The 17110-nt window shown below is 34.5% G+C and carries 20 protein-coding genes, 3 pseudogenes and 1 riboswitch; of the genes and pseudogenes, 20 read left to right on the forward strand and 3 right to left on the reverse strand.

Going from position 1 to position 17110, the window contains the following annotated elements:
• Positions 1-47 precede the first annotated feature (47 nt).
• From DJ93_RS19345 to DJ93_RS33805, 3 genes are all read left to right on the forward strand, one after another.
• Complete coding sequence (locus DJ93_RS19345) at positions 48-1742, forward strand: M3 family oligoendopeptidase (protein ID WP_042982646.1); 1695 nt, start codon at positions 48-50, stop codon at positions 1740-1742.
• A gap of 140 nt (positions 1743-1882) precedes the next feature.
• Positions 1883-2416: a DinB family protein gene (locus DJ93_RS19350; protein WP_042982648.1), complete on the forward strand. Its 534-nt coding sequence runs from the start codon at positions 1883-1885 to the stop codon at positions 2414-2416.
• Between the two features lie 112 nt (positions 2417-2528).
• Entirely contained in the window at positions 2529-2645 is a 117-nt protein-coding gene (locus tag DJ93_RS33805) for a DUF6254 family protein (protein ID WP_042982650.1), read from the forward strand.
• An 11-nt stretch (positions 2646-2656) separates the two neighbouring features.
• Here the strand turns inward: DJ93_RS33805 and DJ93_RS19360 are convergent, their stop codons facing one another.
• Positions 2657-3865: an ATP-binding protein gene (locus DJ93_RS19360; protein WP_042982651.1), complete on the reverse strand. Its 1209-nt coding sequence runs from the start codon at positions 3863-3865 to the stop codon at positions 2657-2659.
• A 206-nt stretch (positions 3866-4071) separates the two neighbouring features.
• Positions 4072-4115, forward strand: a riboswitch (PreQ1 riboswitch).
• Between the two features lie 93 nt (positions 4116-4208).
• Between DJ93_RS19360 and queC the strand changes: the two genes are divergently transcribed.
• The 4 genes from queC to queF are packed head-to-tail and all read left to right on the forward strand — an operon-like array spanning position 4209 to position 6592.
• A complete protein-coding gene (queC, locus tag DJ93_RS19365; protein WP_042982652.1) occupies positions 4209-4871 on the forward strand; it encodes a 7-cyano-7-deazaguanine synthase QueC in 663 nt (220 codons plus the stop codon).
• Positions 4871-5362 carry a 6-carboxytetrahydropterin synthase QueD gene (queD, locus tag DJ93_RS19370; RefSeq protein WP_042982654.1) on the forward strand — a complete coding sequence of 164 codons (492 nt, stop codon included), beginning with the start codon at positions 4871-4873 and terminating at the stop codon, positions 5360-5362. Before queC ends, queD begins: the two co-directional genes overlap by 1 nt.
• Positions 5355-6071 (forward strand): 7-carboxy-7-deazaguanine synthase QueE, encoded by a 717-nt coding sequence (gene queE, locus DJ93_RS19375; RefSeq protein ID WP_042982655.1) that lies wholly within the window; start codon positions 5355-5357, stop codon positions 6069-6071. The genes queD and queE overlap by 8 nt, the downstream gene beginning before the upstream one ends.
• A 23-nt stretch (positions 6072-6094) precedes the next feature.
• Complete coding sequence (gene queF / locus DJ93_RS19380) at positions 6095-6592, forward strand: preQ(1) synthase (protein ID WP_042982657.1); 498 nt, start codon at positions 6095-6097, stop codon at positions 6590-6592.
• A gap of 47 nt (positions 6593-6639) precedes the next feature.
• On the opposite strand, the gene DJ93_RS19385 is transcribed toward queF, so the two are convergent.
• Positions 6640-6825 carry a YkvS family protein gene (locus DJ93_RS19385; protein WP_042982658.1) on the reverse strand — a complete coding sequence of 62 codons (186 nt, stop codon included), beginning with the start codon at positions 6823-6825 and terminating at the stop codon, positions 6640-6642.
• Between the two features lie 299 nt (positions 6826-7124).
• Between DJ93_RS19385 and DJ93_RS33810 the strand changes: the two genes are divergently transcribed.
• Positions 7125-7307 (forward strand): hypothetical protein, encoded by a 183-nt coding sequence (locus DJ93_RS33810; RefSeq protein WP_080743534.1) that lies wholly within the window; start codon positions 7125-7127, stop codon positions 7305-7307.
• Positions 7308-7398: 91 nt separating this feature from the next.
• Positions 7399-8001 (forward strand): histidine phosphatase family protein, encoded by a 603-nt coding sequence (locus tag DJ93_RS19395; protein WP_042982659.1) that lies wholly within the window; start codon positions 7399-7401, stop codon positions 7999-8001.
• Between the two features lie 38 nt (positions 8002-8039).
• Here the strand turns inward: DJ93_RS19395 and DJ93_RS19400 are convergent, their stop codons facing one another.
• Complete coding sequence (locus DJ93_RS19400; RefSeq protein ID WP_042982660.1) at positions 8040-8618, reverse strand: GNAT family N-acetyltransferase; 579 nt, start codon at positions 8616-8618, stop codon at positions 8040-8042.
• A gap of 283 nt (positions 8619-8901) precedes the next feature.
• Here DJ93_RS19400 and DJ93_RS19405 point away from each other — a divergent pair, with 283 nt between their 5' ends.
• The 11 genes and pseudogenes from DJ93_RS19405 to DJ93_RS19455 form a co-directional block, all read left to right on the forward strand.
• Positions 8902-9096: a hypothetical protein gene (locus DJ93_RS19405; RefSeq protein WP_042982661.1), complete on the forward strand. Its 195-nt coding sequence runs from the start codon at positions 8902-8904 to the stop codon at positions 9094-9096.
• Positions 9097-9114: 18 nt separating this feature from the next.
• A complete protein-coding gene (locus DJ93_RS19410; protein ID WP_042982662.1) occupies positions 9115-9432 on the forward strand; it encodes a hypothetical protein in 318 nt (105 codons plus the stop codon).
• Positions 9433-9952: 520 nt separating this feature from the next.
• The gene (gene nrdI / locus DJ93_RS19415; protein ID WP_042982664.1) at positions 9953-10312 is read left to right on the forward strand and encodes a class Ib ribonucleoside-diphosphate reductase assembly flavoprotein NrdI; all 360 of its coding nucleotides are present in this window, start codon (positions 9953-9955) and stop codon (positions 10310-10312) included.
• Positions 10299-11426 (forward strand): annotated as a pseudogene (locus tag DJ93_RS19420) (ribonucleotide reductase N-terminal alpha domain-containing protein); the annotation flags it as partial. The gene nrdI and the pseudogene DJ93_RS19420, both read left to right, overlap by 14 nt.
• A 343-nt stretch (positions 11427-11769) precedes the next feature.
• On the forward strand, positions 11770-12759 hold the full coding sequence (locus DJ93_RS19425) for a ribonucleotide reductase large subunit (RefSeq protein ID WP_080743535.1): 990 nt from the start codon (positions 11770-11772) through the stop codon (positions 12757-12759).
• A 149-nt stretch (positions 12760-12908) separates the two neighbouring features.
• Positions 12909-13877, forward strand: a complete 969-nt coding sequence (nrdF, locus tag DJ93_RS19430; protein ID WP_042982665.1) for a class 1b ribonucleoside-diphosphate reductase subunit beta — start codon at positions 12909-12911, stop codon at positions 13875-13877.
• Between the two features lie 217 nt (positions 13878-14094).
• A complete protein-coding gene (locus tag DJ93_RS19435; RefSeq protein WP_042982667.1) occupies positions 14095-14472 on the forward strand; it encodes a GntR family transcriptional regulator in 378 nt (125 codons plus the stop codon).
• Positions 14472-15170 (forward strand): ABC transporter ATP-binding protein, encoded by a 699-nt coding sequence (locus tag DJ93_RS19440; protein WP_042982668.1) that lies wholly within the window; start codon positions 14472-14474, stop codon positions 15168-15170. The genes DJ93_RS19435 and DJ93_RS19440 overlap by 1 nt, the downstream gene beginning before the upstream one ends.
• Positions 15167-15958 carry a hypothetical protein gene (locus tag DJ93_RS19445; protein WP_042982670.1) on the forward strand — a complete coding sequence of 264 codons (792 nt, stop codon included), beginning with the start codon at positions 15167-15169 and terminating at the stop codon, positions 15956-15958. Before DJ93_RS19440 ends, DJ93_RS19445 begins: the two co-directional genes overlap by 4 nt.
• A gap of 14 nt (positions 15959-15972) precedes the next feature.
• Positions 15973-16546: pseudogene (locus DJ93_RS19450) on the forward strand (ABC transporter ATP-binding protein); the annotation flags it as partial.
• Positions 16507-17100: pseudogene (locus DJ93_RS19455) on the forward strand (ABC transporter permease); the annotation flags it as partial. The pseudogenes DJ93_RS19450 and DJ93_RS19455, both read left to right, overlap by 40 nt.
• Positions 17101-17110 lie beyond the last annotated feature (10 nt).

Here is a 17110-nt window from a genome sequence, read left to right on the forward strand (position 1 = left end):
AAATGGAATTATAGTAAGGATACATATAATGGAGAGGGGGCTCGTTCATGTCATTTAAAGACTATGAATATAAACGGCCAAATATTGAAGAATTACAGGAGAAATTTACTGTTTCTTTAGAGAAATTCGATAATGCAAAAACGGTAGAAGAACAGAAACTAGTAATCAATGCAATTAATGAAATTCGAAATGATTTTGGGACAATGGGGAATCTTTGTTATATTCGTCATTCTGTCGATACGACAGATACTTTTTATAAGGAAGAACAAGATTTTTTTGATGAATACTCTCCGGTTGTACAAGGATACGGAACTAAGTATTATAAAGCATTAATTGATTCTCCATTTCGTGATGAATTAGAAGCTTATTATGGAAAACAGCTATTTGCTTTAGCTGAATGTGATTTAAAAACATATTCAGATGAAGTAGTAAAAGACTTACAGCTGGAAAATAAATTGTCTTCACAATATACACAGTTATTGGCATCTGCAAAGATTGAGTTTGCAGGAGAGGAAAGAACGTTATCACAGCTTATTCCGTTCATGCAAGGAAAAGAAAGAAGTGAACGTAAAGCAGCAAGTGAAGCATACTACGGCTTCTTAGCAGGAAATGAGGAAGAGTTAGACCGTATTTATGATGAGCTTGTTAAAGTGAGAACGAAAATCGCAAAAGTACTCGGTTTTAAAAACTTCGTTGAACTTGGATATGCAAGAATGTACCGCACAGATTATAATGCGGAAATGGTTGCAAATTATCGTAAGCAAGTGCTGGATTATATTGTTCCGGTTGCAACAGAACTAAGAACTAGACAAAAAGCACGTATTGGTGTAGAAAAACTTGCGTATTATGATGAGAACTTTGAATTTGCAACAGGTAATCCGACTCCAAAAGGCGATGCTGATTGGATTATTAATCATGGGAAAACGATGTATGAAGAGTTATCACCTGAAACAGATGAATTCTTCAATTTCATGTTAGATAACGATCTATTAGATTTAGTTGCTAAAAAAGGAAAAGCTGGCGGTGGATATTGTACATATATTGAGAATTATAAAGCACCGTTCATTTTCTCAAACTTTAATGGAACGTCTGGAGACATTGATGTGTTAACACATGAAGCTGGACACGCTTTCCAAGTATATGAAAGCCGTAAATATGAAATTCCAGAATATAATTGGCCTACATATGAAGCGTGTGAAATTCATTCGATGAGTATGGAGTTTTTCACATGGCCATGGATGAAATTATTCTTTGAAGAAGATGCAGATAAATATTACTTCTCACACTTAAGTTCAGCACTTCTATTTTTACCGTACGGCGTATCTGTTGATGAATATCAGCATTACGTATATGAAAATCCAGAAGCGACGCCAGCAGAGCGTAAGGCAGCATGGCGTAATATAGAGAAAAAATATTTACCACATCGTGATTATGAGGATAATGATTACTTAGAGCGTGGTGGATTTTGGCAACGCCAAGGGCATATTTATAACTCGCCGTTCTATTATATTGACTACACACTGGCTCAAATTTGTGCACTGCAATTTTGGAAGCGTGCAAGAGATAATAGACAAGAAGCATGGGAAGATTATGTGAACCTTTGTCAGCAAGGTGGAAGTCAATCGTTCTTACAATTAGTAGAAGTTGCGAATCTAACGTCACCGTTTGCAGAAGGCTGTGTGAAAAGCGTTATTGCAGAAATTGAAGCATGGTTACGTGCGGTAGAAGACACAAAATTGTAAAAAACTCGCACTATTTTTCACATGTTTATCATCGACATGATGGGAAAATGATGAGATAATATAAGAAAATTCAGATTTATTTAAAAGGGGTGTTTCTAATAAAGAAGCGCCTCTTTTCACCAAAAAAAGGGGGGAGAATTATGCTTCAATCTAATATGGATGTTAGTTTAGAAACGTTATTGCAGTCATTACAGTCTACAAGGAGCACACTGCTATCAGAAATTGAGATGTTAAATGATACAGAAGTAAATGTGAAACCGCGTCGCGATAAATGGAGTATTATTCAAATTTTGCACCATTTACATTTAGTGGAACAATCTGTAACATCTGCTCTTGTATATGGTTTACAAAAAAGAGAAAGAAAATCTGCTCCATTTAAAGACCTCCAGTTTACGCTTGATCGAACACATAAACGAGAAGCTCCTCAACAAATGCAACCAACAGAAACATTAATGAAAAAACAACAAGGAATTCAGCTATTGGAACATTCACGACAAGAGTTATTACATGCTCTTCACAGTGTAATAGATGAAAAAGAATTATTTGAGAATGCATTAAAGCATCCTGTCTTTAGTGATCTTAATTTATATCAATGGGTTCAATTCCTTGATCTACACGAGCAACGACATCTTACACAATTGAAAGAAGCAAAGTATGCAATTTTGCAAAGATGAACGGAAAGAAGTGGGTTTAGTTAACTCACTTCTTTTATTTTTGTACATGAATAGTTTTACTTCGTATATTGGAATAATACATGAAGAAAAGATAGGAAGGAGCTGAAACAGTATGTCAAAGAAGAAAAAAGAAGAAGAACGTGCTTGGAAAGCGCGAAAAGAAAATCAAAAACCACATGGGAAAGTAAAAGCCTTCGCTGAGCTTGTTGATGGAACGGAAAAAACGTGATGATGACTTCATCACGTTTTTTGTATGAGTGGGAAAGTTAATAAGAAGGTTGTCCCTGTTCCTTTTTCGCTTGTAATATCAATATTTCCTCCCATTGCTTGAGTAATGCTAAATACAACCATCATTCCGAGACCAGTTCCTTTCTCTTTCGTTGAATAGAAAGGAGAACCGAGACGTTTCACTTGTTCTGGACCCATCCCTACACCAGTATCTTTTATGTATAATTGTATATATTTATGATTTGGCACTAATGTGAGAATGAGGTCACCGCCTTTTGGCATAGCTTCAATACAATTCTTTAAAATATTTAATAGGCATTGATTAAACTTTTGTTTTTCGCCAGCAATAAAGAAAGCAGTACTTTGTTTTATATAATGTATGCGAACATTTGTTAAATTTGCAAGTGGTGTAATGAGAGAAACGGCATGGAGTAACTCATTCTCTACTTGCAACTGTTGTTCTTTTTCAATACTTGGTTTTGCAAATGTTAAATAATCTGTAAGCACATGATTCGCTTGTTCAATGCCATTGATGGCTATTTCTGTATATAGTTTTCGTTCCTGTTCAGAACATTTGTCTGAGTGTAAGAGTTGTAAAAAACCTTTCGTTGAAGTTAATGGGTTACGAATTTCATGAGAGATGGAAGCTGCCATTTCTCCGATAAGATGAAATTTTTCAGCGTTCATAAGTTCTTCTTTTAGACGAATTTGTAATTGTAGTATGTTTAATAAATATAGAATGAGAATTGTACCAAATATTGTACATAGTTCGTACACAATAATGTGAGGAATATAATAGCTATTATTTGGGACTTCGGCAAGGAAAAAAGGAACCCAACCGAATCCGTATGTAAGACTGTAAAAAATAGCGAGTATGACTTTTATATGATTAGAGCCTCGATTAAAAAGTTTATAGGTAGATAATAGAACAATAAATAAGAAGGTAGAAGCAATGATGGATGGAAAAACACCTATACCTCCTAATAAAAAACGGTATATATTTAAAACTGCTAAAATAGATCCACCAGCAATAGGTCCTGCTGTTAATGTACCGACAATTAATACGATATGGCGCATATCAAATTGAAATCCGTTGTTTGTTTTTGCTGCAAAAGTGATGCATAAAATAGTAGCAACACAGCAAAATGATATAAATATTGCTGAACTTAATTTAGGAGATTGTTTTCCTTTTTGATTCCAAAATAAGTGGTATACGAGCATCGTAACAAGAATGAATAATATGTTTAAAAAGAGGTAAATAATAAAGAGCTTCAGGGGTATACCTCCTCTCTTCTTATATGAATAATATCAATTATAATCATACTATTAAAATTGATTAAAAGACAGAAAAATCAGAAGTTTTTTCTGTATGTATACGATATGTTACAATATGTTTTGTCAATGAAAGAAGAAATTCCATGTATAACATGGGAGAGGTTCGCGAACTCCCTCTATAAAAAACTATGGAAACAACAATATCTTTAGGTATTGTTTTGTTTTTTTATTGTGACAGTTCAAGAACGTTCTTTCTTCTTATTCGTAGTAGAGAAGGAGAATGAGTGAAATGAAAAAAGAAAAAGCAGTTGTTGTTTTTAGTGGTGGTCAAGATAGTACAACTTGTTTATTTTGGGCAATGCAACAGTTTGCAGAAGTAGAAGCTGTAACATTTAATTACAATCAACGTCATAAGTTAGAAATTGATTGTGCAGCGGAAATTGCCAAAGAGCTAGGCATTAAACATACGGTACTGGATATGAGCTTACTAAATCAACTTGCTCCAAATGCGTTAACAAGAACGGATATGGAGATTACACATGAAGAAGGTGAATTACCATCGACGTTTGTAGATGGACGAAATTTACTGTTCCTATCGTTTGCTGCTGTATTAGCAAAACAAGTTGGAGCGCGCCATATTGTAACGGGTGTATGTGAAACTGATTTTAGTGGTTATCCAGATTGCCGTGATGTGTTTGTGAAATCGTTAAACGTTACCTTAAATTTATCAATGGATTATCCGTTTGTGATTCATACACCACTTATGTGGATTGATAAGGCAGAGACGTGGAAATTATCAGACGAACTTGGTGCATTCGAGTTTGTTAGAGAAAAAACATTAACATGTTATAACGGAATCATTGGTGATGGTTGCGGTGAATGTCCGGCGTGTCAACTTCGCAAAGCAGGTTTAGATACGTATCTACAAGAACGCGAAGGAGCGAAGAACTAATGGATAACTTTTTTGGATTTCGCATTGTAGAAAACTTGCAAAAAATGGACAAGGATATTCAGCGTGAGCAATTAAAATATCATAATAGAAGAGTAATGGTCAGCAAAGAGTTTACATTTGATGCAGCGCACCATTTGCACTGTTATGAAGGGAAATGTAAAAATTTACATGGTCACACGTACAAAGTTGTATTTGGCATTAGTGGATATGTAAATGATATTGGGCTTGCAATTGACTTTGGAGATATAAAAGAAATTTGGAAAAACGAAATAGAAATTTATTTAGACCATCGTTATTTAAATGAAACATTACCAGCGATGAATACGACTGCTGAAAATATGGTCGTTTGGATTTATGAAAAGATGGCTGAAGCATTAACAAAAGATAATCGAGTAAACGAGTACAAAGGAGCACGCGTTGAATTTGTTCGTCTTTTTGAAACACCGACAAGTTATGCGGAAGTAAGACGGGAGTGGATGCTCGATGAGTAAAATCCCCGTTTTAGAAATATTTGGTCCAACCATTCAAGGAGAAGGAATGGTTGTCGGTCAAAAGACGATGTTCATTCGTACAGCAGGTTGTGATTACAGCTGTTCTTGGTGTGATTCAGCCTTTACATGGGATGGATCAGCAAAAGACCAAATTAGACAAATGAAACCAGAAGAAATTTGGAGTGAACTTGTCGAAATTGGCGGAGAGAACTTTTCGCATGTTACAATTTCAGGTGGGAATCCTGTGTTGCTGAAACATATAGGGAGCCTTCTTACTGTATTGAAAGAAAATGACATTCGTACGGCGATTGAGACGCAAGGGAGTAAGTGGCAAGAATGGTTACTTCAAATTGACGAAGTGACAATTTCGCCAAAACCACCAAGTTCAAAGATGAAAACAGATTTCACTATGTTAGATTCTGTAATTCATAAATTAGAAGGAAAAGATTTTAGTTTAAAAGTAGTCGTATTTGATGATCACGATTTTGAATATGCAGTAAAGGTGCATGAACGATACCCAGGGGTACCATTTTTCTTACAAGTTGGGAACGATGATACAAAAACAGTAGATGATGCGAATCTTATTAAAAACTTACTACAGAAATATGAGTGGCTTATTGAAAAGGCTGTACACTGTAAAGAAATGAATGATGCGAAAGTATTACCGCAGCTTCATGCGTTAGTATGGGGAAATAAACGAGGCGTATAAACGAAAGTGAAGGGATGTTTAAAATGACAGGAAGATTAGACGAAGATTTAAAAGATGTAACGTTACTAGGAAATCAAAACACAAAATATTTATTTGAATATAGCCCGGAAATTTTAGAGACATTTGATAATAATCATCCAAACCGTGATTACTTTGTAAAATTCAATTGTCCTGAATTTACAAGTTTATGTCCGAAAACAGGACAACCAGATTTTGCAACAATTTATATTAGCTACATTCCAGAGCAAAAAATGGTAGAGAGCAAATCTTTAAAATTATATTTATTTAGCTTCCGTAACCACGGTGATTTTCATGAAGATTGCATGAACGTTATTATGAACGATTTAATTAAATTAATGGATCCACGCTATATTGAAGTATGGGGTAAATTTACACCAAGAGGTGGAATTTCGATTGATCCATATTGCAATTATGGTCGTCCTGGTACAAAGTACGAGCAAATGGCAGACTATCGTATGATGAACCACGATCTATATCCAGAAACAATTGATAATCGCTAATATAAAAGAAAGGATCTGTTACGGGGTAACAGATCCTTTCTTTTATATTATGTATGTTGATTAAGTACGGTATAGTTTTTATGATTTACAACTGTAAGAGGTTCCATATCTAGTTCTCTAAAATTCTCCATAATAGTTATATCAACAATAACGGAGTTTTTATTTACTTTTTGAACACGGCCTTGCATTCCACCTTTAAATTCAATAATATCTCCAGTTTCTGCGATCTGCATAAGCAACTCTCCTTGTTACAGTTTTCCCAAAAAAAGAATAAATGGGGCTTTTTTTATTTCCCTTTATTTTGAACTATATTTCCTGATTTGTAAATGTTTCCAAAGTAAAAATTCGAAAAATATTCATTTTTTGTAAGATAATATATAAATGATACTCGTTGTAGTAGAGGGGAATGAAAAAAGTGCTTATATCTCTATATAGGAGTATAATAAAGTGAATGAATATTTATTATTATCGGTTAGATGAATAAAGTACCTTTCTATTAAATAGGAGAGGTAAGGTATAATGGCCTGTTGAGATGAGAGAAATTAGGGGCGGTAAAATGATATTTGAAATTATTGGGAGTTTTATAGCAGTTTTTCTATTTTTATTTTCATATAAGCAGCTTAAAAAAATTCATCATCAGGAAACAAGTACATATTTTGATGGATTAGATAGCATGCATGTTTCAATCACTCATGACAGTAGTACTGATATGTAGTAATGTATAATTCTCTTTTTTCACGTGGTATGATGAGAATAAGAAATAGTACATAATATAGTTCATAAGTGATGAATGGAGAGTGAAAAGAATGCGAATTTCTTTTATTCGTCACGGTCGCTTGCCTAGTGCTATAGAATCAATGACAGTTACTTCATTTCATGAATGGATGGAGAAGTGTGATACAGATAAAATGAGAAAAGAGCCAAATATACCAATTGAGACGATTGAAGCGATTGAGGCGGCGAAGGTGATTGTATCAAGCGATCAAAGATGTGCTGTGCAGTCAGCAGCGGAATTAATGGATTCCTTATCTTTCGTACAAAACACTCTTTTTAGAGAAGCCGAAGTACCGTCTAAATTTTTTGCTCCGAAATGGTTGAAATGTAAACTAGGAGCATGGATGTTTATCGGGCGCACTCTGTGGATAACCGGATATTGTAAAGGTGTTGAGTCCTATAAGGAAGTTCGAGAACGAGCAAAGCAAGCTGCGAATACGTTACACGGTTACGCTCTTGTATATGGGCACATTGTGCTCGTGGGGCATAATTACTTTAACACAATGATTGGTGCAGAACTGAGGGCAATGGGGTGGTCTGGGCCACCCATCTTTCATAGGGAGCCGTGGGGATGTACTGAATATACATTTCATGAAGCGATGAACGGAAATGTATGGAACACGAATTTAACATAAAAGCACACGATTCTAATAAAAATCGTGTGCTTTATTTTTTAAGACATGACAACGGCTTTATGTAGTGGTTTTACTAAATGGGCATATGGTTCGCCGACAAGCATAACCGTTTTATCTTTTTCGTAACCAAGCTTTTCATATAATGAAAATGCACGTGTATTTTCTAAGTTAACAAGTAAGGCGATTTTTTCATAGCCTTTTTCAGTTGCATTCATTTCGGCAGCTTCAATTAATTTAGAGCCGATGCCTCGGCCGCCATATGTACTTGAAACTGACAATGTGTCAATGTAATACTCATCAAGATCAGCTTCTTTTTCTAACATGATCGTTTCATCTTTATGTAATTCTCTCAAGTAGTTTACAATGGGCGCATCGAATTGTTCAGCGTCACTTCCGTGATAAGCTACAATAATTCCAACTGCCTGTCCATCTTGTTCATCTACAAAACAGTTTTCATAACTGAGTCGATTATTTTCTTGTGAAAACCATGTTTCAAGCCCTAATAATACTTCGGCCTCAATGGTACTACCGGTGATTTTTTCAGCAATTTCGTGCAGAGCGTTATACAATAAAGGAGCTATTGCTTTCGCATCTGTCTTTTTTGCTTTCCGAATCATAGTATCCCTCCTAGTTGTATGATTTTATTGTAACATAAAATAAAAGTGCAAACAGGGATTGTAATTTTGTTTTATGTTATGAAGTGGAGTTGTAAGCAAATAGATTTGATATAGATGAGTAGCTATGTTAGTATATGATATTTGTTACAAATATAATAAAACGTACTGTTATGAATAGTTTGCTCTTCATTTTAATGTTTTATTTAGAAGTAACGGGATAATTTTACCGTTGTCGAGCCATGGAAGATAAGATAAAATAAAATATTGCAGAGAGGTGAAATACATGGATAAAGAATTAGCAAATACAATTTTAGATCAATTGAAAAATGGTGAAATAAAAGAGTACGTTGCAACAAAGGATGTATTTTATACGTTTCGTGATGTTATAGTAGATCGAGAAGATTTTAAACATTTTAGTGGTAACGCACAGCGCGGTGGGAAAATCATTTATACATATACAGAAACGCCACGTTCGTAATAGAAGGAGAGGGGAATTATGAGCGATTTTAAGCAAGGGATATTGCCGCATTGGGACTATATGTGGAAAGACAGAACCGGAAATAGATTTATGGGAATGGTTATGTATCCAGAGAAACGAAAGTGTTCGACGAAAATGCTTCAGAAACTAAAGAGAGCATATGAGCAAGCGATCGAAATTAAAGTAACTGTACAAGTTCAACATACATATCAATCTGTAGAAGGAATGATCATGTACTTTGATGAAGAAGCTCCACTATGTACATTGCTTGATAAAGATGAGAACCCTCACCATATATTTGTAAAAAATGTTTTGCGTATTGAAAATTGTGAATAAGTAAAATAGATTTTATGTACAGCTCGTTACAGTTAATTTATTCGCTCCATGAATAAATTGGTGTGCCATAATAATGACTCTTTTCTATAATAATTCTATTTTTATTTTGTAACGAGGAAAGAAAGTATATGTATTGTATGTAATAAATAAAGTGAAATTTTTAGGTGTAATCGTTTTTGAACAGATTATCGTTTAAAGTCTGTTCTTTTTTGCGTGATGCTGGAGAAATATATTTCTCCAGCATTTACCGTTTTTTTACAAAAAGCATTGTTAACATTTTTAGAAATACAGTTAAATTCGTTGACAACTTTTTTGAAAAGCACTTTATTGACATGAGTTTTAGAATGTTGTTTCATAGTCATTGTATTGAAAAAAAGAGACTATCGTGTCGAAAAGTAAAAGTTAAAAAAAGAAAGAATTTATACATATATCTTGTGTCTTATTTTGAAACGTAATACAATATATAGAGAAATCAAGAGACGACATACAGAGAGTATAGATTAAAAAGGGAGGGTCGGAAATGTTGGTTGCATATGATTCTATGACAGGAAACGTGAAGCGTTTCATCCACAAATTAAATATGCCGGCCGTTCAGATTGATGAAGACCTAGTATTAGATGAAGAATTTATTCTTATTACGTATACAACAGGTTTTGGCAATGTACCGGAACGTGTTTTAGAGTTTTTAGAACGCAATAATGTAAATTTAAAAGGTGTATCTGCAAGTGGCAATCGTAACTGGGGAGATATGTTTGGTGCAAGTGCCGACAAAATTTCTGCCAGATATGAAGTACCTATTGTATCAAAATTTGAGTTATCTGGAACAAATAAAGACGTAGAATATTTTAAAGAAAGGGTGCGGGAGATTGCGACACATTGAACTGAATAATGAAATCACGCAAATGCAGGACGGTTTTTATCAGCTTCATAAAGATAAAGAGGCATTAGAAGTCTTTATGGAAGAAGCTAGAGAAAATACCGTTCATTTTAATAGCGTGGCAGAGCGAATGGAGTATATGAAGGAGCACGATTACTATTACAACGTTCTGGACGAGTATAAGTTGGAGGAAGTAGAGGAAGTATACAACATTGCATATGGTGAAAACTTCGAATTCCAATCTTATATGGCAGCATCTAAGTTCTACAAAGATTATGCGTTAAAAACGAATGATCAAAAACAATACTTAGAAAGCTATGAAGATCGTGTAGCAATTGTGTCATTATACTTAGGACGCGGTGATGTTGCGAAGGCAAAACAATTCGCAAGCATGATTGTAAAACAAAACTACCAGCCAGCGACACCAACCTTTTTAAATGCAGGAAGAAGCAGAAGAGGAGAAATGGTGTCTTGTTTCTTGTTAGAGATGGATGATAGCTTAAATTCAATCGGCTTTAACATTAATACTGCGATGCAGTTATCGAAAATTGGCGGGGGAGTCGCTTTAAACTTGTCAAAACTACGCGCGCGTGGTGAGCAAATTAAAGGCATCGATAACGCTGCAAGTGGTGTAGTACCTGTTATGAAATTACTTGAAGATTCGTTTTCATATGCGAATCAGTTGGGACAACGAAAAGGTGCAGGTGCTGTATACTTAAATATTTTTCATTGGGATATTATTGAATTCCTTGATACAAAAAAAATAAATGCCGATGAGAAGAGCCGTATTCAGTCTCTATCAATTGGAATTATCGTTCCGAGTAAGTTCTTTGAGCTTGCTGAGAAAAACGAACCTTTCCATGTTTTCGCGCCTTATACAGTATTTAAAGAGTATGGAAAACATTTAGATGATATAGATATCGATGAAATGTACGATGAATTAATGAGCAATCCGAAAGTGAAGAAGAAGCCACTTGATATTAGTGCACGTGATATGCTTATTAAAATTGCTATGATTCAGCTTGAGTCTGGTTATCCATACTTAATGTTTAAATCAAATGCAAATAACCAACATCCATTAAAGGATATTGGAACTGTGAAGATGTCGAACTTGTGTTAAATATGTAGCACCTTCTAGTAGAAATACTAGTCGAAAACTCCGTTAAACGGGGAAAGCCTCAAGTTTGAGGTAACCTACCGTGCTAAATCTTATCTTAGATTGAAAATATAAAAGTTCAGAATGTATCTTATTATTTTGTATAGCAGAGTTATCGAACAACATAAAGTAATAAGAGACTTTCTGAAAGATTAAGATAAGTAAAAGCCTAACGACTATCCCGTATGGGAGTAGGGCGCAAGCGATTGGCGTTCGAAAAGCGGAGCACCTAACCAGATAATGCTGTAGGTGATGATATAGTCTGTCCTGTATGGTGACATGCAGCAGTTGCATAAGCAACGGATTGAGGAGTAGCGAACTCGGTCGAACATTAGAGACAGAAATCTTCCAGTTACAAGAAACATCTGAAATAAACGACTATGGTACAGATGATATTATCCGACGTGATATTAACTGTAACTTAGGTTCATTAAATATTGTAAACGTAATGGAAAATAAAGAAATTCGTGAAGCAGTTCATGCAGGAATGGAAGCTTTAACAGCTGTTTCTGATATGACTATCATTCCGAATGCACCAACTGTGAAAAAAGCAAATGATGAGCTTCATTCAGTTGGACTTGGTGCAATGAATTTACACGGATATTTAGCGAAAAACAAAATCGCTTATGAAAGTGCAGAAGCGAAAGAGTTTGCTCGTACATTCTTTATGATGTTGAATTACTACTCTATTGAGAAAAGTATGGAGATCGCTAAAGAAAAAGGCGAAACATTTAAAGACTTTGATAAATCTGATTATGCAAACGGTACGTACTTTGAAAAGTATGAAACGACAGATTATAGTCCTGTAACTGAGAAAGTTCAGCAATTATTTGAAGGAATTCATATTCCGACGAAAGAAGATTGGACAAGTTTAAAAGAGCAAGTGAAGACGTATGGCTTATACAACTCATACCGTCTAGCCATTGCTCCAACACAATCGATAAGTTACGTTCAAAACGCAACTTCAAGTGTAATGCCAATCGTAAGTCAAATTGAGTCAAGAACGTATGCAAATGCAACAACATACTATCCAATGCCGTATTTATCAAAAGATACGTTCTGGTATTACAAATCTTCTTACGATATGAATCAGTTTAAACTAATTGATTTAATCGCAGAAATTCAAGAACATATTGACCAAGGAATTAGTACAATCCTTTATGTAAATAGTGATATTTCTACGCGTGAGTTAGCGCGTTACTATATCTATGCGCATAAAAAAGGCTTAAAGAGTCTGTATTATACAAGAACACGTAAATTAAGCGTGGAAGAATGTGTAGCTTGTACGGTTTAATATAGTTTAAAAGTATAGATACGTTAGTTAGATGAAGATTGGGACATCATGAGCAGGGTTTTTCAGAACCCTGCTCATGCTTAGTTATCAAATTTTAGGTAAACGTTTCGGTTAGTTTTTATCGTTATTGAGAGAGAAGGGGCGATTTAATGCGTGCGGTAAACTGGAATAAAAAAGAAGATGATTTTAGTTTAATGTTTTGGAAGCAAAACATCGCTCAGTTTTGGACAGAAGAAGAGATCGCTGTGTCTTCTGACAAAAATACTTGGGTGCAATTATCAAAAGAAGAGCAAATAGCGTATAAACGTGTATTAGGTGGTTTAACACTTTTAGATACGAAACAAGGCGGCGAAGGGATGCCGCTTGTACTTGTTCATCTTGAAAATTTACAAGCGAAAAGTGTATTAGCTTTCATGGGAGCTATGGAAGAAGTACATGCGAAGAGCTACAGCCATATTTTTACAACATTAGCGTCTGAAGAAGAAATTGATGAGATTTTTGAGTGGGTAGATACGCATCCATTACTTGAGAAAAAAGCCGGTATTATTACTGGTTACTACCGTCGTTTATTAAAGCCACAAGTAACGAAAAAAGAGTTATACATGGCAATGGTAGCAAGTGTATTTTTAGAAAGTTACTTATTCTATAGTGGATTCTTCTATCCGCTTTACTTAGCAGGACAAGGGAAACTAACTGCAAGTGGTGAGATTATTAACTTAATCATTCGTGATGAATCCATTCACGGCGTATTCGTCGGTATTTTAGCACAGCAAATCTTCGCAGAATTGTCTGCAGAAGAACAGCAAGAAGTGCAAAAAGAAACACAGGATCTATTAATGGAACTGTATGAAATTGAAACTGCATATACAGAAGAGATTTATACTTCTATCGGTCTTGTAGAAGACGTAAACCGTTTTGTTCGTTACAATGCGAATAAAGGACTTATGAACTTAGGACTAGAACCGAAGTTTGAGGAAGAAGAAATTAACCCAATCGTATTAAATGGTTTACGTACAGATACGAAAAACCATGATTTCTTCTCCGTAAAAGGAAATGGTTACGTAAAAGCAACAAACGTTGAAAAGTTATCTGACGATGACTTTGCGTTTAATTTTTAATATATGATCATAAAGAAAAGCTGTCTTATTCACCGATAAGACAGCTTTTCTTTATAAATTTGTTTACATAACACTATTATCTTTATATAACGATTTCTATTTAAAAAGTTCTATTCGGGCAACGGATAGAACTTTTTTTGTAATTAAATGGGTATTTACAATCCTTTTGTATCGGTGTATTATTTAACTAGTACACCGATACAAAAGGAGGGAAGAAATGAAAATAGAGTTTTCTCCAAATACACCGATTTACATTCAGGTAATGGAATACATAAAAAAAGAAATCGTAACAGGACATTTATTGCCTGGTGATAAAATTCCCTCCGTACGTGAATTGGCGAGTGAATTACAAGTAAATCCAAATACGATTCAGCGTACATTTCAAGAGTTAGAACGGGATGGCGTTGTTGTCACACGTAGAGGAATGGGACGATATGTAACGAATGAAGGGGAGAAAATTATGGAGCTGCGAAAAGAGATGGCGAAAGAATTACTTCATTCTTTTATAGATGGAATGGACAATTTAGGTTTTTCAGAAGAAGAAATTCTTACAATCCTTCGTTCTTCATTAGAAAAAAAAAGGGAGGAGAGCTGATGGAAGAGTTATTAAAAATAGAAAACTTATGGAAGAGATACGGGTTAAAAGCAGTGATCCGTGAATTGAACATAGAGATTACGAAAGGGAAAATTATAGGGCTTGTTGGAGATAACGGGAGCGGGAAAACGACGTTATTGAAAATGATTGCAGGTCTGCAGCACCCTTCTGAAGGTAGTATTACAATAGATGGTAAAAAGGTAGGATTAGAGACGAAAGAAATCGTCTCATTTATGTCCGATAAGCCAGTCTTTGATGATTGGATGACTGTAAAAGATGCCTTATTTTTCTACCGAGATTTTTATAAAGATTTTGATATTCAAAAAGCAGTAGATACGATAGCTGAATTTAAAATACCGTTAGAAGAAAAAATTACAGCATTATCAAAAGGAATGATTGAAAAACTACAAATCATTTTAACGTTTTCTCGGGATGCTAAATTATACGTATTGGATGAACCACTTGGCGGTATTGATCTTGTTTCTAGAGAACATGTACTTGAACTCATCCTTAAATTTTATCGTGAAGATTGTACGATGCTTATCTCAACTCATTTAATAGGAGAAATCGAAAATATATTTGATGAAGTGATCTTTTTGAAAGACGGAGAAATAATACTGCATGAAAATGTGGAAGAACTACGATTTCGAAGGGGGAAAGCAGTACATGAGCTGTTTAAGGAGGCCTATGAGAAATGAGTCAGCTTTTTCGTTATCTGTATAATTGTAATAAGAGAAAAATAGCAATTATTTACTTCGGATTTATTACGGTTTCATTAATTCTTTTATTTAATATGAAGGGAATTTCAGGAGTTAGAATCTCAGGTAGGCAGGATATAATAATAATTATATTTTTGATCGTACTTAGTATAACTGGATTTTCACTTCTTTTAACAGGTATATCGTCTTTTCGCAAAATGCTAAAAAACTCTATGCTTCGTTATACTGCTATTTCAGCTCGAAAGTATATATGTGCAAATGTTTTATTTTTCGTACTACTATTTATCATTTTGCTAGGAATAGGGATTATTTTTTTATACTATTTTTCTTTAAATATTTACAAAGGAAAAACGGATTTAGGCATCCAGCAAGCGATTCATGGTTTATATGATTATGGAATATTACATCATATATTGTCTATTTTCTTATGGGGATTAGATTTTGTTAATATGTTAGTTTCTATTTATTTCATTATAGTAATTGTAAAATTATTCAATGTGAAATCATCGATGAATAAGATCGTTTGCATAGTCTTATTTATTGTTTTTAGTGCCTTTAATGGGGGAATGGCATATATTTTTCAGCAAATAGAAAAGTATGTGTTTGCTATAAAGAATATTGGATTTATAGATCAAAATGGCTTTTTAAATACATCATTCTATACTGGTACAGAGATGACAGCTCTTAATCTATGTTTTAATTGTTTATTAACAATTGTATTACTAATAGTTACAGGTCGCATCATCGACAAAAAACTAGAAGTTTAAAGGAGGAATAATCATTGGGAAATGTAGTGGTGAAATTAGAGAATGTACGAAAAAAGATCGGTAGAACAGAAATTATTCGTGGATTATCATTTGAGGTTCGTGAAGGAGAAGTATACGGGTTCCTTGGGCCGAATGGTAGTGGTAAGACGACGACAATTCGCATGATGACAGGTCTTATAGCGATGACAGAAGGCGATATTACAATTTGTGGTCATATGTGGTCATAGTATTCGTACAGCGCGTGAAAAGGCGTTAGAGCAAATTGGAGCGATTGTAGAGAATCCTGAACTATATGATTATATGACTGGTATCCAAAACCTAAAGCATTTTGCAAACATGGCAATTACACCAATTAGTAAAGAACGCATCGCTGAAATTGTAAAGCTCGTTGAGTTAGAGCATACGATTCATAAAAAGGTGAAAACATACTCACTTGGTATGAAACAGCGTTTAGGAATTGCTCAGGCGTTACTTCATCAGCCGAAAATATTAATTTTGGATGAACCGACAAATGGATTAGATCCAGCTGGTATTCGTCAAATCCGTGATTATTTGCAACGATTTTTGGAATCACAACAGCTTCTCGTACAATTACGGATGAGTTTCAAAAAGGTACGATTATGCAATTATTAATTCGGCCAAGAAAACGAATTACTGTTTTATTCTCTAAATATATTACCGTTTTATTCACAATACTATTTATCGTATTTGCAGGAACGTTAACCGCGATGATCGTTGGTGGGATTGTAATGGATGGTACTAAAACAGAGTTAACGTTAGGAATCGTATTGAAGTCCATTTTATATCAATTACTTTCACCGTTCTTTTTTGCAACGCTTGCCTTTTTCTTAGCAAATGTATTTAGAAAATCTGTATTGCCATTAATTATTTTGTTGTTCCTATTCTTCTTACAAAGTGCAATTACAATGGTGCTTATGATGTTTGCAAAAGGTGTAGTGAAATTCGTTGTGTTCTTCCATTTGAATTTAAGTGCTTACGATAGCAATAAATTAGTTAGCGGTGGAGCAGAACCGCCATTTACAGAATTTACTTTTACAACTTCACTACTACTTGTAGTTGCATACTTTGCCGTATTACTTGTGGCATCAAGTGTATTATTCCAAAAACGTGATGTACTATAATAGAAAAAAT

Origin of the sequence: Bacillus clarus (assembly GCF_000746925.1) — a bacterium.
Lineage (GTDB): Bacteria > Bacillota > Bacilli > Bacillales > Bacillaceae_G > Bacillus_A > Bacillus_A clarus.

Excerpts from the sequence above, each read along its gene's own strand:
- DJ93_RS19385 (WP_042982658.1), bottom strand. The coding sequence starts at position 6,825 with ATGCAGATCGCAGAAACTGGAGATATTATTGAATTTAAAGGTGGAATG.
- queC (WP_042982652.1), top strand. The coding sequence starts at position 4,209 with ATGAAAAAAGAAAAAGCAGTTGTTGTTTTTAGTGGTGGTCAAGATAGT.
- DJ93_RS19395 (WP_042982659.1), top strand. The coding sequence starts at position 7,399 with ATGCGAATTTCTTTTATTCGTCACGGTCGCTTGCCTAGTGCTATAGAA.
- DJ93_RS19360 (WP_042982651.1), bottom strand. The coding sequence starts at position 3,865 with ATGCTCGTATACCACTTATTTTGGAATCAAAAAGGAAAACAATCTCCT.
- nrdF (WP_042982665.1), top strand. The coding sequence starts at position 12,909 with ATGCGTGCGGTAAACTGGAATAAAAAAGAAGATGATTTTAGTTTAATG.
- DJ93_RS19435 (WP_042982667.1), top strand. The coding sequence starts at position 14,095 with ATGAAAATAGAGTTTTCTCCAAATACACCGATTTACATTCAGGTAATG.
- queD (WP_042982654.1), top strand. The coding sequence starts at position 4,871 with ATGGATAACTTTTTTGGATTTCGCATTGTAGAAAACTTGCAAAAAATG.
- DJ93_RS19400 (WP_042982660.1), bottom strand. The coding sequence starts at position 8,618 with ATGATTCGGAAAGCAAAAAAGACAGATGCGAAAGCAATAGCTCCTTTA.
- DJ93_RS33810 (WP_080743534.1), top strand. The coding sequence starts at position 7,125 with ATGAGAGAAATTAGGGGCGGTAAAATGATATTTGAAATTATTGGGAGT.
- DJ93_RS19350 (WP_042982648.1), top strand. The coding sequence starts at position 1,883 with ATGCTTCAATCTAATATGGATGTTAGTTTAGAAACGTTATTGCAGTCA.
- DJ93_RS19405 (WP_042982661.1), top strand. The coding sequence starts at position 8,902 with ATGGATAAAGAATTAGCAAATACAATTTTAGATCAATTGAAAAATGGT.
- DJ93_RS19410 (WP_042982662.1), top strand. The coding sequence starts at position 9,115 with ATGAGCGATTTTAAGCAAGGGATATTGCCGCATTGGGACTATATGTGG.
- queF (WP_042982657.1), top strand. The coding sequence starts at position 6,095 with ATGACAGGAAGATTAGACGAAGATTTAAAAGATGTAACGTTACTAGGA.
- DJ93_RS33805 (WP_042982650.1), top strand. The coding sequence starts at position 2,529 with ATGTCAAAGAAGAAAAAAGAAGAAGAACGTGCTTGGAAAGCGCGAAAA.
- DJ93_RS19345 (WP_042982646.1), top strand. The coding sequence starts at position 48 with ATGTCATTTAAAGACTATGAATATAAACGGCCAAATATTGAAGAATTA.
- queE (WP_042982655.1), top strand. The coding sequence starts at position 5,355 with ATGAGTAAAATCCCCGTTTTAGAAATATTTGGTCCAACCATTCAAGGA.
- nrdI (WP_042982664.1), top strand. The coding sequence starts at position 9,953 with ATGTTGGTTGCATATGATTCTATGACAGGAAACGTGAAGCGTTTCATC.
- DJ93_RS19445 (WP_042982670.1), top strand. The coding sequence starts at position 15,167 with ATGAGTCAGCTTTTTCGTTATCTGTATAATTGTAATAAGAGAAAAATA.
- DJ93_RS19440 (WP_042982668.1), top strand. The coding sequence starts at position 14,472 with ATGGAAGAGTTATTAAAAATAGAAAACTTATGGAAGAGATACGGGTTA.